This window comes from Streptomyces sp. NPDC052301 (assembly GCF_044593395.1).
Taxonomy (GTDB): Bacteria; Actinomycetota; Actinomycetes; order Streptomycetales; family Streptomycetaceae; genus Streptomyces.
Map to the genome: position 1 here is coordinate 308,263 of NZ_JBIUBE010000006.1, position 15,456 is coordinate 323,718.

A 15,456-nucleotide genomic window follows, 5' to 3' on the forward strand; every position below is an offset into this window, starting at 1 on the left:
GGACGGATGCGCGGGCACGCCTCGCCTGCACGCCGGGTGCATGTGGCGGGTGCGGGATGGTGGGGGCGCGCCTGCCACATGTGCAGCCCACCTCGTGGGTTCGGTGGTCTGCGAGCTGGTGGGTGGTGCGCGGGCGCGCCTCGCCGGGCAGGTGGTTGCGGCTTGTGGGCAAGTGGAACGTTGAAGCGGGAAGCGCGTCCACGCGGTGGCGGCCCGCCGGGAACGATTAGGTGGCTGCGCGCGGGCGGGCCCGTGGCGGGTGTTGCTTGCGTACCGGATGGGCGCAGCGCGGCATGTGTCTGGTGGGTGGTGTGCCGAGCAGGGATGGACCGGGGCTAAGGCCGGTGGACGGCCGGGGAGGTGCCACATGTGCCTCGCTGGCAACAGGAAGGGCGCAATTGGCAGATGTGTTCCACCGACCCAGGTCGCCCAAGCCCAGAGACCAGATGAGAGGCCTCGGCCCTTCGGCCCGCATGGAACGAATCTGCCAATTGACCACCCAGCCCACCTAACGGCCTGCCGGACACCTCCGTCAGCTTCCACCCACAGCCCGCGCCGGTGGATCGCTGGCGGGCCAACCCACCACCGCAAGCCGCCACACCCACCCGGCGTGCAGGCGTGGTGAGACCGCGCGCCCCCGGCCACCGACCCGCACCCGCCACACCCACCCCGCGTACATGCGTGCCGAGCCCGCGCACCTCCGGCCACCCCCACCCGCCAAACCACCCGATGTCCATGCCAGTCGCGCCCGCGCACCCCCTCCCATCCGCATGCCGCCTCCGCTACCCGGCGTCCATGCGAGGCGCGCCCGCGCACCCGCCCACCGACCCGCAAGCCGCTTCCCCCACCCGGCGTCCATGCGAGGCGCGCCCGCGCACCCGCCCACCGACCCGCAAGCCGCTTCCCCCACCCGGCGTGCAGGCGAGGCGCGAGCGCGCACCCACCCCACCCACGCAACCCAGTCACCCCAAGGGCCCGACACCGCCTGGGCCACCGCCTCTCCGGGCCGCTCGCTCGCTTCTTCCCCGTGCTGGAGCGGGCCGGGTCAAGGGTGGCCCGGAGGGCCATCGGCGCAGCCGACGCGTAGCGCCCTTGACGCGGGCCGTGGAAGCACGACACTGGCCGAGAAGCGAGCGGCCCGACGGCAGCCTTCCAGCACCCCTCGACGACGGGCGCCTCCCGGCCCGACGGCAGCCTTCCAGCACCCTCGGCGACGGGAACCCTCCGGCCCGACAGCAACCTCCCAGCACCCCCCGACGACGCGAACCCCCCAACCCACCGGCAACCTCCCAGCACCCCCCAACGACGCGAACCCCCCAACCCACCGGCAACCTCCCAGCACCCCGGCGACGCGCCCCCCAGCCCACCGGCAACAACCTCCCAGCCCCCTGGGCACAAGCACGCCCCAGCCGGCTCTCGCCGCCTCATGCGCCTAACCGCGCCCCCGCAGCACCCCCTTCACCACCTTTCCGCTCGCGTTTCGCGGTAGTTCGGCCACGAACTCCACCGCTCTCGGCACCTTGTAGTTCGCCATCTCGCGGCGGGACCAGGCGATCAGGTCGTCGGCTGTGAGGAGGGAGTGCGGGCGGCGGACCACGAAGGCCTTGCCGACCTCGCCCAGGCGGGGGTCGGGGACGCCGATCACCGCCACGTCCGCCACGTCGGGGTGGACGCCCAGGAGTTGCTCTATCTCGGCCGGGTAGGCGTTGAAGCCCCCGACGATGAACATGTCCTTGATGCGGTCCGTGATGCGCAGGTTGCCGGACGCGTCGAGGACGCCCACGTCACCCGTGTGCAGCCAGCCGTCCGGGGTCACCGTCTCGGCCGTCGCCGTCGGGTCGTCGTAGTAGCCGCGCATCACGTTGAAGCCGCGGACCATGACCTCGCCCGCCTCACCGGGCGGTACGGGCGCGCCCGTCGCGTCCGCCACCCTCACCTCCGTACCGGGGATCGCCCGGCCCGAGGTGGAGGCGATCACCGACGGGTCGTCGCCGCGGCGGCACATCGTGACGATGCCGCTCGCCTCCGACAGGCCGTAGGCCGTGAGGACCGTCTCGACGCCGAGCTCGCCGCGCAGGCGTTCCACCAGGCGGAGCGGGACCACCGCCGCGCCCGTGACCACCAGCCGCAGCGCGGAGAGGTCGTGGGTGTCGCGGGAAGGGTGGTCCAGCAACGACTGGTGCAGGGTGGGTGGGCCGGGCAGGACCGAGATCCGTTCCGCGGCTATGTTCGCCAGTGCCGTCTCCACGTTGAACACCGGCTGCGGGATCATCGTCGCCCCGCGCATCAGACAGGCGATCACCCCGGCCTTGTAGCCGAAGGTGTGGAAGAAGGGGTTCACGATCAGGTAGCGGTCCGTCGTGCGGAGGCCCGCCAGGTCCGTCCAGATCTCGTACGCCCGCAGCGTCTGCGCGTGTGTGATCACCGCGCCCTTGGGGCGGCCCGTCGTGCCCGAGGTGTAGATGATGTCCGATGTCGACCGCCCGTCCAGTTCCGCCGCGCGCGCACGCACTTCCGGCGCGGGCACCCCCTCGCCTGCCACCAGGAACTCCTTCCACGTGCGGAAGTCCGGGGGCGCGTCGTCCGACAGGACCACCACCTCCTTCAGGGCCGGCAGGGCCGGGAGGGGGGACCCGCCCGTCGGGACTCCCTCGCCCGCCGCGCGGCGCAGGGAGGCCACGTACGACGTGCCCAGGAAGGTGCCGGTCACGAACAGCAGCCGGGCGCCGCTGCGGCGCAGTACGTCCGCCGCTTCCGCGCCCTTGAAGCGGGTGTTGAGGGGGACAAGCACCGCGCCCGCCGTCACCGCGCCCAGGGCCGCGACGATCCAGTCCAGGGAGTTGGGTGCCCAGACCGCGACCCGGTCGCCGGTCCGCACGCCGCTCGCGAGGCAGGCCGCCGCCGCGCGCTCGACCCGGGCGCCCAGTTCGGCGTACGTGACCCTCGTGCGGCCTTCGACCACGGCCTCGGCGTCCGCGTACCGCTCGGCCGACCATCGGACCAGGTCGGGGATGGTCTCCCAGTCGCTCATCGCAGGCCCCCTGTACGGCATAGCTGACTGACCGTCAGATTAGCTGTAACCTGACGTCCTGTCAGGAGAGGGGGACGACCATGGCAGGAACCGGGCTGAAGGACGCCACCGCCATCGTCGGGATCGGGCAGACGGCCTTCGCCAAGCACCTCCCGGAGGACGAGAAGACGCTCGCCTGCCGGGCCGTGCTGGCCGCGCTCGACGACGCCGGCATAGCGCCCGGTGAGGTCGACGGCCTCGCCTCCTACACCATGGAGGAGACCGACGAGGTGGAGCTGGCGAAGGCCGTCGGGTTCGGGGATCTGACCTTCTTCAGCAAGGTGGGGTACGGGGGCGGTGGGTCCTGCGCCACCGTCGCCCACCTCGCCGCCGCCATCGCCGCGGGGCAGGCCACCGTCGGTGTCGCCTGGCGGTCGCGCAAACGCGGTTCGGGGCCCCGGCCGTGGACCAACACGACGGTGCAGCTGCCCACCCCGGGGCAGTGGACCCGGCCCTTCGGGCTGCTCCGGCCCGCCGACGAGATAGCCATGCTCGCGCGCCGCTACATGCACGAGTACGGCGCCACCCGCGATCACCTGTTCAACGTCGCCCTCGCCTGCCGTAACCGGGCCAATCAGAACCCGGCGGCGATGATGTACGAACGGCCGCTGACGCGGGAGATGTACATGACCTCCCGGTGGATCAGCGAGCCGCTCTGCCTCTTCGACAACTGCCTGGAGACGGACGGCGCCCTCGCGTGTGTGATCGTCGGCCGGGAGCGCGCCCGGGACTGCCGCCGCGCACCCGTGTACGTCCACTCCGCCGCCCAGGGGCTGCCGGCCCAGCACCACGGCATGGTCAACTACTGGAACGACGACCCCCTCACCGGGCCCGCCTGGACCGCCGCCCGGCATCTGTGGAAGCACGCCGACCTCACGCCGGACGACGTGGACGTGGCGCAGATCTACGACGCCTTCACCGCCCTCGTCCCGCTGTCCCTGGAGGGGTACGGCTTCTGCGGGCGGGGTGAGGGCGGGGCGTTCACGGAACAGGGGGCCCTGGAGATCGGGGGGCGGCTGCCCCTCAACACCAGCGGCGGTGGGCTCAGCGAGGCCTACGTGCACGGCTTCAACCTCATCAACGAGGGCGTGAAGCAGCTGCGCGGGACCAGTACCGCCCAGGTGCCCGGCGCCGGCACCTGCCTCGTCACCGCCGGTGAGGGCGTGCCCACCTCCGCTCTGCTGCTGAGGAGTTGATCCGCGATGCTGAGTCCCGTCACCGACACCGACGGCGCCCCCTTCTGGGAGTTCGCCGCCCGGGGCGAGCTGCGCGTCCAGGTCTGCGGGGGCTGCGCCGAGCCGCGGTTCCCGCCCCGGCCCTGCTGCCCGCACTGCCAGTCCTTCGCGGCCGAGTGGCGGCCGGTGACGGGGCGCGGGCGCGTGTGGTCGTACGTCGTGCCGCATCCGCCGCTGCTGCCCGACTACGCGGCGCAGGCGCCGTACAACGTGATCGTCGTGGAGCTGGAGGACCATCCGCGCATCCGGCTGGTCGGGAATCTGGTCAGTCACGCGGGGGCACCCCTCGACTCCGTCGATCCGGGGCGCATCAGGATCGGTGCCCGGGTGCGGGTGGTGTTCGGCGACGACGGGCTGCCGCGGTGGGTGCCCGCGTGAGCACAGTGCGGCTGGACACCGACCAGGACAGCGGTGTCGCCGTCGTCACCCTGAACCGGCCCGAGCGGCTCAACGCCGTCGATCTGGAGATGGTGCGCGAACTCGTCGGGGTGTGGCGGGAGTTGCGGTTCCACGACTCCGTGCGGGCCGTCGTGCTCACCGGGAGCGGCGAGCGGGCGTTCTGCACCGGGATCGACCGGGACGCCGTCGTACCACAGCCCTCGTCGCCGTACATGCAGGACGATCCGCTGCTGCGGATCGGGCCGAAGGCGAACGACCTGTGGAAGCCGGTGGTGGCCGCCGTGCGCGGGATGGCCTGCGGGGGCGCCTTCTATCTGCTGGGCGAGAGCGAGTTCGTCGTCGCCGACCCGACGGCCGAGTTCTTCGATCCGCACACCACGTACGGCATGGTCAGCGCCTACGAGTCCATGCTGATGGCCGCGCGGATGCCGTACGGGGAGGTGGCCCGGATGATGCTCATGGGCACCGCCGAGCGCCTCTCCGCCCGGCGGGCCCACGAGATCGGCCTGGTCACGGAAGTCACCGAGCCGGGCGGGGCGTTGGCGGCCGCCGTGCGCTGCGCCACCGCCGTCGCCGCTTGCCCGCCGGAGGGGGTGCAGGGGACCGTGCGGGCGCTGTGGGCGGCCCGGGAGGCGGCCCTGGCCCAGGCGTTCGCCCAGGCCCCGCATCTGGTCGCCCTCGGCAATCTCCCGCCCGCGCGTCAAAGGGAACTGTTCACCGGGAGACGGCGGGAGTTCCGGCTGCGCTAGTCGGCGAGCCGCGCCCTGGGGTCCGTCTCGCAGTGGTCGAGCAGGTCGATGTTGTTCTTGTCGAACGGGACCCTGACGGTCCTGACGCCCTTGGCCGGCACCGAGACCTTCGCGTACTCCGTGCGGAGTACGGTTTCGCTGTCGGCCATGTAGCTGACCTCGGCCTCGAAGGTGGCCGTGCGGGTGTTGGGGTTGCTCACCTGTACCGTCGCGTACGGCTTCCGGGCGGTCGCGCAGCTGACCAGCTTCGCCGTCCCGTCAACCGGCGTCGTGCCGCTGCCGGACGGCGTGGAGGTGGCGCGGTGCGTGGGGCGGCGACGGTGGGTACCGCCGGTCGTGCCGCCACCGGTGCTCGTGGCGCCGCCGCTGTAGCTGTCGTCGTCCGGGCCGCCGTACGAACCACCCGAGCCGGACGAGGACGAGGTGTCGTGGTCCTGGTGGGAGCTGCTGCACCCGCCCCCTCCGCCGCCGTGGCGGCTGTGGTGCCGGCCGGTGGAGAAACCGGTGAGGCTGAGGACCACGAGGGTCAGTACGGCCGTGAGCCTGAGCGTGCGCGTCCGTGTCGGCATGGGCATGCCCATGACCTTACCGACCGGGTGACACCACGTGGCGGCCACGGTGCGCCGGGGGTAGCGTCAGCCCTGGGACGGCCGCCGTCTGGAGCCCTTCCGTGACACACCGGTACGACGGCCGTCGCACACCCCTCATGCCGTCCGTGCCGTGCCCGTCCCCTTCTCCGCGTCCAGCGCGTAGACGCACCGGTCCTTGCTGCACGCGTACACCACGCCGTCCTTGACGACCGGGGAGCCGGTGATCTCGCCACCCGTGGCCAGCTTCCACCTGAGCCGGCCGTCGTCGGCCTTCAACGTGTACAGGAGATGGTCCGTCGAGCCGAAGTGGATGCGTCCCTCGGCCACCGCGGGCGCGCCCACCACGTCACCGCCCGCCTGGAAGCGCCACTTGGGCGTGCCGGTGACCGCGTCCAGGGTGTACAGGCCCTTGCCGCTGCCGACGTGGACGTGCCCGGCGGCGACCAGGACCGGCTCGATGGAGGAGCGGGCCTCGGTGGCGATGCGCCAGCGGTCGCGGCCGTCGGTGGCGTCGAGGGCGTAGACCGTGCCGAGGTAGTCGGCGAGGTAGACGCCGCCGCCGGTGACGGCCGGGCCCGGCACGAAGGCCGGCGGGCAGAGGAAGACCGCCGGGGCCTCGAAGTGCCAGCGCACCATGCCGCTGACCGCCTCGACGGCGAGGACGCGGGTGCCGGCGGAGACGTAGACGTAGCCGTCGGCGGCCGGGGCGAGGCGGACCGGCACACCGCCGCAGGAGGCGGCGTCGCCGATGGGGTACGACCAGCGCTCCTCGCCGGTGCGGGCCTCCAGGGCGCGCAGCCGGGCGTCCTGCCAGACGTAGACCGTGCCGTCGTGGACGACGGGCCCGGCCTCGGGGGACTCGAAGTCGGTCTGGCAGCCGGTGATCTCCCACAGCTTCTGCCCGCCGGCGGCCTCCCAGGCCTGGACGCCGCCGCCGCGGGTGCCGGTGACGACCGTGCCGTGGTCGGCGTGGAGGGAGTACACCCAGGCGTCCGTGGACAGCCGCCACAGGTCGGTGCCCTCGCGAGCGTCCAGGGCGAACAGGGTGGGACCGTCGGAGGCGTGGATCCGGCCGTCGGCGACCGCCATGGACCAGGCCACGTCCCGGGTCTTGAAGCGGCGGCGGCCGGAGGCCACGTCGAGGGCGTGCACCTCGAAGGAGGTGACGTAGACCAGGTCGCCGTCGACGGCAGGGGTGCCCCAGACGTCGTTGGACATGCGGAAACGCCAGGGGCGCCAGCCGTTCGCGGGCTCCGGGGGCACCGGCGGGGCGGCCGGTACGGCGGGGTCGGCGCCGGCCGGGCCGGGGCGCGGGCGGGACCAGCTGGCGACCAGGCCGGCCTCCGGCGGGGGCGCCTTGACGGCGGCGGCGCGGGCGTCGGCGACCCGGGGGCCGGGGCCGATGGGCACCTGGGCGCCGGCCAGCCGGACCGGGCCGGTGTCGGGGGCGCCCACCGGGGCGGGGGCCGGGACGACGGGGTCGTACGACGGCGGCGGGGGTACGGCCGCCCGGCCGCCACTGCGGGGGCCGCCGGCCGGGGCCGGGGCCGGCTTGGCGGCGGGGCGCCCGCCGCGGCGGGACTCGATGAGGGCGACGGCCTTCTCGGGCAGCCAGGCGGAGGCGGTGCCGCTGTCGTCGGAGCCGGAGCCGAACAGGTGCGGGGCGAGCTGGGCCTGGAGGTCGGCCGGGGAGGGGCGGCCCGGGGCCTCCATCTGCATGCAGAGCTCGATCAGCGGACGCAGCTCGTCGGGCAGGCCGGTGAGGTCCGGGCCCTCGCGGAGCAGCATGAAGACGGTCTCGACCGGGTTGGCGCCGTGGAACGGCGGGTGACCGGTGGCCGCGAAGACCAGCATCGAGCCGAGCGAGAAGACGTCGCTGGCGCCGGTGACGCTGCGGGAGTCCTTGGCCTGCTCCGGGGACATGTAGGCGGGGGTGCCGACGGCGACGTTGGTCATGGTCAGGCGCGTGTTCGAGACACCCGACGCGATACCGAAGTCGATCACTCGGGGGCCGTCCTCGACCACGAGCACGTTGGACGGCTTGAGGTCGCGGTGGACCAGGCCCGCGCCGTGGATGGACTGCAGGGCCTCGGCGACGCCCGCCGCGAGCCAGCGCACGGCCTGGGCCGGGAGGGGCCCGCACTCGTTCACTATCTCCTCGAGGGAGGGCGCGGGGACGTAGGCCGTGGCCAGCCAGGGCACGGCGGCGCGCGGGTCGGCGTCGACCACGGCGGCCGTGTAGAAGCCGGAGACCGCGCGGGCCGCCTCCACCTCGCGGGTGAAGCGGACCCGGAACAGCTGGTCCTCGGCCAGCTCGGTGCGCACCGTCTTGATCGCCACGCGCCGGCCGGACGCCGACCGCGCGAGATAGACCAGCCCCATGCCGCCGGCGCCCAGCCGGCCCAGCACCTCGAACGGCCCGATCCGCCGCGGATCGTGCTGCGTCAGCTGATCCACCACTTGCCTGCCACCTCCCCGTACGAGCCGCGCCACCCACATATGTACGCGACCGAAGTGCAGCGTCTCACCACCGCACCGCCGAGGCGGCACGCACCCCGATTCTTCCTGGCCGGGCCGCTGGTTGCGAACCGGGTGACACTCGGGGTGTCTCGTACTCAATCCCCCCAAAGCGGACGGATCAGCGCTGCAGCAGTGCGAACGACGCCCCCTGATTGTCGGTGACGACGGCCACTCGTCCGTACGACGTCTCGAAGGGTGGCACCTGGACCCGCCCGTCCAGCCGCTGCACCGCCCCGAGCGCGTCGTCCAGATCGGTGACCCGGAAGTGGGTGACGAAGTGCGGGGGCATCTCGGCCGGGAAGATCTCCGTGACGGCCGCACGGCCGAAGTCGGGCTCGGCGTCGGTGCCGAACAGGGCGTCGTGGAAGAGGCCGCCGTAGAAGGTGTTGGCCGCGGCGGTGTCCCGGGTGTACAGCTCGGCCCAGACGAAGGTGCCGGGGTCGTGCCGCCGGCCGAAGCCCGGGTGGGCGCCCGGCTGCCACAGCCCGAAGACCGCGCCCTCGGTGTCGGCGGCCAGGGCGGCGACACCGAGTTCGCCCACCAGGAACGGGGCCATGACCACCTGCCCGCCGGCCGCGATGATCCGCCGGCCGAGGGCCACGGCGTCGGGAGTGGCGAAGGAGACGGTCCAGACGGTGGGCATACGGCCGTCGGTCTTGGGGGCCAGCGAGGCGACGGGCTCCCCCTCCAGCAGGGCCCACACGGAGGAGCCGTACGCCTCCTCGAAGGTCCACCCGAAGAGCTCGCCGTAGAACCGCTTGCCCGCCTCGACATCGGGAAGCTCGGCGTCCACCCAGCAGGGGACGCCCTCCGCGTATGCCTCTTCGTTCCCGGATGCCCTGTTTTCGGCCATGCCGCCAAAGTAACCGGGCCGCAGCCACCCCGCAGACCAGGCACACCACCCCCAGAGCACCCGTGCACCCCATTTGCAGTCGGCCGAATCGCGCTCCGATCACCCCTCGGTAAGCTGACGGCATGACAGGACAAGTGCGTACCGTCGACGGCCGCGTGGCCGGCCGGCGTGGGCAGGCGACCCGGCAGAAGCTGCTCGACTGCCTCAGCGAGATGCTCAGCTCCTCCCCGTACCGGGACGTCAAGGTCATCGATGTCGCCCGGAAAGCGGGCACTTCGCCCGCGACCTTTTACCAGTACTTCCCGGACGTCGAAGGTGCCGTCCTGGAGATCGCCGAGCAAATGGCCGCGGAGGGAGCCGGGTTGACCGAGCTGCTCGCGGGCCGCAGCTGGGCCGGCAAGTCGGGCTGGCAGACCGCGCAGGAACTGGTCGACGGCTTCCTGGAGTTCTGGCGGAAGAACGACGCGATCCTGCGCGTGGTCGATCTGGGAGCGGCCGAGGGGGACAAGCGGTTCTACAAGATCCGCATGAAGATCCTGAACTCGGTGAACAATTCCCTCGCCGACTCCATCACCGAACTGCAGGCCAAGGGCAGGGTCGACAAGGACGTGAACCCGGCGGCGGTGGCCGGCTCACTGGTCGCGATGCTCGCGGCGGTGGCGGCGCACCAGAAGGGTTTCTCGTCCTGGGGCGTGAAGCAGGCCGAACTCAAGCCGAATCTCGCCCTGTTGGTGCACCTCGGCGTGACCGGCAAGAAGCCGAGCAAGTAGCGCACGCCGGGCTCCCCAGCCCTTCCCGGCTTTATCCAGTCCCCAAGTCCTGTCTGGCAGGCGGTGGTTCACCTCCCGGTGAGCCACCGCCTGCGCTGCTATGCGGGCAGCGGCCGGTCCTGCACCACGTGTTTCATCACCAGCGTCGAGGTCAGCCGCTGCACCCCCGGCAGGGTGGCGAGCCGCTCGTCGTACAGCCGCTGGAAGGCGGCGAGGTCGGCGGTGGCGACCCGCAGCAGATAGTCGGGCTCGCCGAACAGCCGCTGGGCGTCCAGCACGTGCTCCAGCTCGCTGACCGCCCGCTCGAACTCGGCGACCGTGTCCCGGTCCTCCTGCCGCATGGACACGAAGACCAGCGCCTCGAAGGTCAGCCCGAGCGCCGCCGCGTCCACCACCGCCCGGTAGCCCTGGATGGCGCCGGAGCGCTCCAGCTCGCGCAGCCGGCGGTGGCAGGGCGAGACGCTCAGGCGCACCCGGGCGGCCAGCTCGGTCACGGTCAGCCGCCCGTCCTGCTGCAGCTCGGCAAGGATTTTCCGGTCCACGTCGTCCATGGGGAAGATTCTCCCCCGGAAGACGGGATCATGGGCAAACTTCAGGAACACTTTCGGGCCATTCACGCCTAATGTCGCCCACATGGACTCGGGACTGCTTCTCTCCTTCCTCGGCCTGGATCTGCTGCTGGTGTGCGTACCGGGTGCCGACTGGGCGTACGTCATCGCCACCGCCCTGCGCGGGGCCTTGGTGCCGCGCGCGGTCGCGGGCCTGGTCTGCGGGTACGCGCTGCACACCGCGCTGGCGACGGCGGGGCTCGCGGTCCTGGTGGCGGGTTCGCCGCAGGTGCTGACGGCCCTGACGGTGGCCGGTGCCGGGTACCTGCTGTGGCTCGGGTGGGGGGTGCTGCGGCGCCCGGCGATCCCGGGGGCCGCGGACGCGGCGTACGCCACGGAGGGGCGGCTGTTCCTGCGCGGCGCCACGATCAGCGGCCTGAACCCCAAGGGGCTGCTGCTCTACCTCTCCGTGCTCCCCCAGTTCCTCACCCTGCGCGGCGCCCACCTGCCCGTCCCCGTCCAGACGGCGGCGCTCGGCCTGCTCCACATGGCGTGCTGCGCGGCCGTCTATCTGACGGTCGGCGTGCTGGCCCGCGCGCTGCTCGCCGCGCGCCCCACGGCGGCCCGGGCGGTGACCCGGACGTCGGGGGCGGCGATGCTGGGGATCGGGGCGTTCCTCCTGGTGGAGCGGCTGGCGACGATCTAGGGGCGCGCTAGCGGGTCGTGATCCGGAACAGGCGGATCTCCCTCGTCACCCGGCTCTGGTACGCGGCGTACGGCGGCCAGAACGCGAGGACGGCCCGCCACGCCGCCGCCCGCTCCTGTCCCGTCAGCAGCCGCGCCGTGACCGGGATGTCCCGCCCCCTCCAGTTGATCGCGGCGTCCGGGTGGGCCAGGAGGTTGTGCGTCCAGGCCGGGTGACCGGTCCGGCCGAAGTTGGAGCCGACGAGCAGCCAGCTCGTGCCGTCCTGCTCGGGCATGCAGGCCAGGGGGGTCCGGCGGGGCAGCCCGCTGCGGGCACCGGTGGAGGTGAGGATCACGCCGGGCAGCAGCTGTGCGCTGAGCAGGAACCGGCCCCCGCTCAGCCGGTGCACGGCCCGGTCGAGGGCCGGGATCACGTGCGGGGCGACCTTCGCGAACGTCCGCGCGGACGACACCTTCTGCACCAGCCGGACACCGAGGGCGGCGGCCATCAGACGGCCACCTCCGCGCCCATGAACAGTCCGGCCGTCTCGGCGGCCCGGTCCCGCAGCCGGTGCACCGGCCCGAAGAGCAGCTCGTCCCCGGCGGCGCGTTTGAAGTACAGATGGGCGTCGTGCTCCCAGGTGAAGCCGATCCCGCCGTGCAGCTGGACGCCCTCGGCGGCGGCGCGGCGCAGCGCCTCCAGGGCCTGCGCGAGCGCGAGCCCGCCGACCGGCCCGCCGGTGCCGCCCGCGTCCCCTGACGCGTGCGTGGTGGCCCAGGCGGCGTAGTACGCGGCCGAACGCGCCGCCTGTACTCCCACGTACACGTCCGCCAGCCGGTGTTTGACGGCCTGGAAGGACCCGACGGGCCGCCCGAACTGCTCGCGCTGTCCGACGTACTCCACGGTCCGCTCCAGCACCCGGTCGGCCGCCCCCACGGCCTCGCAGGCCAGGACGACGGCGAGGCCGTCCCCGAGGCCGGCCAGGGCGGGGAGCGCGTCGGTGTCCTCCTCTCCCAGCAACTCGGCCCGCACGTCCCGCAGTTGCACCCTCCCCTGCGGCCGGGTCGCGTCGAGGGCGGTCCGCCGGTCCCGTACGACCCCTTCGGCGTCCCCCGCCACCAGGAACAGGCACGTCCGCGACCGGGCGAACCCCCCGGTGTGCGCGGCGACGACCAGCAGCCCCGCACTGTGCCCGTCCAGTACCTGGTCGACCTGCCCGTACAGCAGCCACGCCCCCGCCACGCGCCGGGCCTGCACACCACCGGCCCGCCCGCCCCCGGCGGAGAATTCACCGTTGCCGCCGGTCAGGGCGAGGGCCGTGGCGAGGGCGGGGCCGGGGACGGCGAGGGCGGCGGTGAGGGTGCCGGCGGCCAGCCGGGGCAGCAGCTCGGCGCGCTGGGCCTCCGTGCCCAGGGCGAGGATCAGCGGGGCGGCGAGGACGGCGGTGGCGAGCAGCGGGGAGGGGGCCAGCACCCGGCCGGTCTCCTCGCAGGCCAGGGCCAGTTCGGTGACCGAGCAGCCGACACCGCCGTACCGCTCGGGCAGGGCGAGCCCCGGCAGGCCGAGCTGCTCGGCGAGGGCGGACCACAGGAGGGGGTCGTGCCCGGCCGGGGTGTCGACGGCGGCCCGCAGCTCCGGTGAACCGCAGCGCTTGTGCAGCAGCTCGCGCAGGGCCCGGCGGATCCCGTCCTGCTCGGCGGTGAGGCGCGTGTCCATGGCCTTCCCTCCATATCTGACGGGGCGTCATATTAGGGGGCCTGGAACAAGATGCCCAGAGGGAGGAGCCTGCTCATGAGTCGCGGGAACCGGGAGGTCGCCGTGGTCGGCGTGGCCCTGTCCGACTGCGGGCGCGTGGACGACGCGACGCCGTTCGCCCTGCACGCCCAGGCCGCCCGCCGGGCCCTCGCCGACGCGGGCCTGGACCGCACCGTCCTCGACGGTTTCGCCTCCGCCGGCCTCGGCACCCTGGCCCCGGTCGAGGTCGCCGAGTACCTGGGCCTGCGCCCCACCTGGGTGGACTCCACCTCGGTCGGCGGCTCGACCTGGGAGGTCATGGCGGCGCACGCGGCGGACGCGATCGCGCGGGGCCACGCGAACGCGGTCCTGCTGGTCTACGGCTCGACCGCACGGGCGGACATCAGGGCGGGCCGCAGGACGGGCGACCTCTCGTTCGGCGCGCGGGGCCCGTTGCAGTTCGAGGTGCCCTACGGCCACACGCTGATCGCCAAGTACGCGATGGCGGCCCGCCGCCACATGATCGAGTACGGCACGACGATCGAGCAGCTCGCGGAGGTGGCGGTCCAGGCCCGGGCGAACGCGGGGCTGAACCCCGGGGCGATGTTCCGCGAGCCGCTCACGGTGGACGAGGTGCTGGCGGGCCCGATGATCGCCGACCCCTTCACCAAGCTGCACTGCTGCATCCGCTCGGACGGCGGGGCGGCGGTCCTGCTGGCGGCCGAGGAGTACGTACGGGACTGCCGTACGGCCCCCGTCTGGGTCCTCGGCACCGGCGAGCACGTCTCCCACGCGACGATGTCCGAGTGGCCCGACTTCACGGTCTCCCCCGCGGCGGTCAGCGGCCGCCTCGCCTTCGAGCGGGCCGGCGTCCGCCCCTCGGAGATCGACTTCGCGGAGCTCTACGACGCCTTCACCTACATGACCCTGGTCACCCTGGAGGACCTGGGCTTCTGCGCCAAGGGCGAGGGCGGGGCGTTCGTGGAGAAGGGACGGCTGCTGGTGCGGGGCGGGGAGCTGCCGGTGAACACGGACGGGGGCGGCCTGTCGGCCCAGCACCCGGGGATGCGTGGGCTGTTCCTGCTGGTGGAGGCGGTACGGCAGCTGCGCGGGGAGGGCGGGGAGCGCCAGGTGCGGGCACGGGACGGGGAGCTGCCGCGGCTGGGGGTGGCTTCCGGCACGGGGGGCTGGTTCTGCTCCTCCGGAACCGTGGTCCTGGCCCGCTGACCCGCCGGGCGTCCCGGCCCGGTCAGTCCGAGTCCCGCAGGCTGCGCCAGACCTTGGTGCGGTGCAGCACGTAGAGGGAGGCGCCCAGGACTACCACCTGGAGTCCCACGGCGAGCAGCCAGAACTCGTCCCGGGTATCCAGCTTGTTCGTCAGGAAATCGAAGTTCATGCCGAAGAAACCGGTGATGAACGTCAGCGGCAGGAAGATCACGGACACGATGGCCAGCCGGTTGATCACTCCGTTCTGTTCCCCCGCGACGAGGGAGGAGTAGCTGGCGAAGGCCCGGCGGGTGGCGTCCTGCAGGGACTCGATGTCGGCGAGCACCAGCCGTCCGGCGTGCTGGAACCCCTGGGCGGCCCGCTGCCGCGCCTCGGGAAAGGTGGGGCTCATCATCCTCCGGGTGAGGATTCCGTCGACCACCTGGAGGTAGGGCAACAGCGCGTGGTGCATCACGGCTGAGCGCCGGCGCAGGAGCGTCAGGCGGTGGGCCTGCTCGGGCTGCCGGTCCTCGAACATGTCGTCCTCGAGCTCCTCGGTCTCCAGCAGGGCCCGCACGGCGGCCCGGCGGAAGGTCTCCAAGGCCTCCTGGAGCACGAGGAAGAGCGCGGCCACGATGTCGTCGGGCCGCTCGTGCCGGAACGCGGCGGTGAGGTTGTCGGCCAGGCCGACGTGCCCCCGGTGCACGGTGACCAGGAACCGCTCGGTCACCACCGCGTGGACGTGGTCGATCCCGTCCTCGTGCACCACGGGCACGACGAGACCGGCCCGGTCCCCCAGGAACTCCGCCCGCGTCGGCTCCCCCTCCCTGCCGAACCAGTCCAGTTCCCCGGTGTCCAGGCCCAGCTGGTCGGCGATCGGCGTCTCAGGCGCCGGCTCCCCCTCCGGCAGCTCGATGTCGACGACCAAGAAAGGGGCCTCGGCCAGCCGTGCACGCGCCTGCGAGACATCCGTACGGGTGACGGTCACCTCCGGCATCGCCACCACCGTTACGATCATCGCCCCTCACCGTCAGTCCCGAAGCCCGTGGCTCCGAGCGTCCTCGCCCTGCGGCGCACCCGCACCCGGAAGCACTCGT

General features: G+C 73.1%; 14 protein-coding genes. 6 read left to right on the forward strand and 8 right to left on the reverse strand.

Features of this window, described 5'->3' with window-relative positions:
* Positions 1–1,432: 1,432 nt before the first annotated feature.
* Positions 1,433–3,031 (reverse strand): FadD3 family acyl-CoA ligase, encoded by a 1,599-nt coding sequence (locus tag ACIHEJ_RS19105; protein ID WP_400136788.1) that lies wholly within the window; start codon positions 3,029–3,031, stop codon positions 1,433–1,435.
* 80 nt (positions 3,032–3,111) lie between these two features.
* Here ACIHEJ_RS19105 and ACIHEJ_RS19110 point away from each other — a divergent pair, with 80 nt between their 5' ends.
* The 3 genes from ACIHEJ_RS19110 to ACIHEJ_RS19120 are packed head-to-tail and all read left to right on the forward strand — an operon-like array spanning position 3,112 to position 5,453.
* Positions 3,112–4,266, forward strand: a complete 1,155-nt coding sequence (locus ACIHEJ_RS19110) for a lipid-transfer protein (protein WP_400136791.1) — start codon at positions 3,112–3,114, stop codon at positions 4,264–4,266.
* A 6-nt stretch (positions 4,267–4,272) separates the two neighbouring features.
* The gene (locus tag ACIHEJ_RS19115; RefSeq protein ID WP_400136793.1) at positions 4,273–4,683 is read left to right on the forward strand and encodes a Zn-ribbon domain-containing OB-fold protein; all 411 of its coding nucleotides are present in this window, start codon (positions 4,273–4,275) and stop codon (positions 4,681–4,683) included.
* Positions 4,668–5,453, forward strand: coding sequence for an enoyl-CoA hydratase/isomerase family protein (locus ACIHEJ_RS19120; RefSeq protein WP_400136795.1), 786 nt, complete (start codon positions 4,668–4,670; stop codon positions 5,451–5,453). The genes ACIHEJ_RS19115 and ACIHEJ_RS19120 overlap by 16 nt, the downstream gene beginning before the upstream one ends.
* On the opposite strand, the gene ACIHEJ_RS19125 is transcribed toward ACIHEJ_RS19120, so the two are convergent.
* From ACIHEJ_RS19125 to ACIHEJ_RS19135, 3 genes are all read right to left on the reverse strand, one after another.
* On the reverse strand, positions 5,450–6,028 hold the full coding sequence (locus tag ACIHEJ_RS19125; protein ID WP_400136798.1) for a hypothetical protein: 579 nt from the start codon (positions 6,026–6,028) through the stop codon (positions 5,450–5,452). The genes ACIHEJ_RS19120 and ACIHEJ_RS19125 overlap by 4 nt on opposite strands.
* A 129-nt stretch (positions 6,029–6,157) precedes the next feature.
* Positions 6,158–8,503 carry a PQQ-binding-like beta-propeller repeat protein gene (locus ACIHEJ_RS19130; protein ID WP_400136801.1) on the reverse strand — a complete coding sequence of 782 codons (2,346 nt, stop codon included), beginning with the start codon at positions 8,501–8,503 and terminating at the stop codon, positions 6,158–6,160.
* 178 nt (positions 8,504–8,681) lie between these two features.
* A complete protein-coding gene (locus ACIHEJ_RS19135; protein ID WP_400136803.1) occupies positions 8,682–9,416 on the reverse strand; it encodes a VOC family protein in 735 nt (244 codons plus the stop codon).
* A gap of 122 nt (positions 9,417–9,538) precedes the next feature.
* On the opposite strand from ACIHEJ_RS19135, the gene ACIHEJ_RS19140 reads away from it, so the two are divergent.
* Positions 9,539–10,186 (forward strand): TetR family transcriptional regulator, encoded by a 648-nt coding sequence (locus ACIHEJ_RS19140; RefSeq protein ID WP_400136806.1) that lies wholly within the window; start codon positions 9,539–9,541, stop codon positions 10,184–10,186.
* Positions 10,187–10,284: 98 nt separating this feature from the next.
* Here the strand turns inward: ACIHEJ_RS19140 and ACIHEJ_RS19145 are convergent, their stop codons facing one another.
* Positions 10,285–10,737 (reverse strand): Lrp/AsnC family transcriptional regulator, encoded by a 453-nt coding sequence (locus tag ACIHEJ_RS19145; protein ID WP_366011237.1) that lies wholly within the window; start codon positions 10,735–10,737, stop codon positions 10,285–10,287.
* 82 nt (positions 10,738–10,819) lie between these two features.
* Between ACIHEJ_RS19145 and ACIHEJ_RS19150 the strand changes: the two genes are divergently transcribed.
* The gene (locus ACIHEJ_RS19150) at positions 10,820–11,440 is read left to right on the forward strand and encodes a LysE family translocator (protein WP_400136810.1); all 621 of its coding nucleotides are present in this window, start codon (positions 10,820–10,822) and stop codon (positions 11,438–11,440) included.
* A gap of 7 nt (positions 11,441–11,447) precedes the next feature.
* Here the strand turns inward: ACIHEJ_RS19150 and ACIHEJ_RS19155 are convergent, their stop codons facing one another.
* Together ACIHEJ_RS19155 and ACIHEJ_RS19160 are read right to left on the reverse strand one after the other, a co-directional pair.
* Positions 11,448–11,927: a nitroreductase family deazaflavin-dependent oxidoreductase gene (locus tag ACIHEJ_RS19155; protein ID WP_400136813.1), complete on the reverse strand. Its 480-nt coding sequence runs from the start codon at positions 11,925–11,927 to the stop codon at positions 11,448–11,450.
* The gene (locus tag ACIHEJ_RS19160) at positions 11,927–13,135 is read right to left on the reverse strand and encodes an acyl-CoA dehydrogenase family protein (protein ID WP_400136816.1); all 1,209 of its coding nucleotides are present in this window, start codon (positions 13,133–13,135) and stop codon (positions 11,927–11,929) included. Before ACIHEJ_RS19160 ends, ACIHEJ_RS19155 begins: the two co-directional genes overlap by 1 nt.
* Before the next feature lie 75 nt (positions 13,136–13,210).
* On the opposite strand from ACIHEJ_RS19160, the gene ACIHEJ_RS19165 reads away from it, so the two are divergent.
* Positions 13,211–14,380, forward strand: coding sequence for a thiolase C-terminal domain-containing protein (locus ACIHEJ_RS19165; RefSeq protein ID WP_400136819.1), 1,170 nt, complete (start codon positions 13,211–13,213; stop codon positions 14,378–14,380).
* Between the two features lie 22 nt (positions 14,381–14,402).
* Here ACIHEJ_RS19165 and ACIHEJ_RS19170 read toward each other — a convergent pair whose 3' ends face one another.
* On the reverse strand, positions 14,403–15,377 hold the full coding sequence (locus ACIHEJ_RS19170; RefSeq protein WP_400136822.1) for a CorA family divalent cation transporter: 975 nt from the start codon (positions 15,375–15,377) through the stop codon (positions 14,403–14,405).
* Between the last annotated feature and the right edge of the window lie 79 nt (positions 15,378–15,456).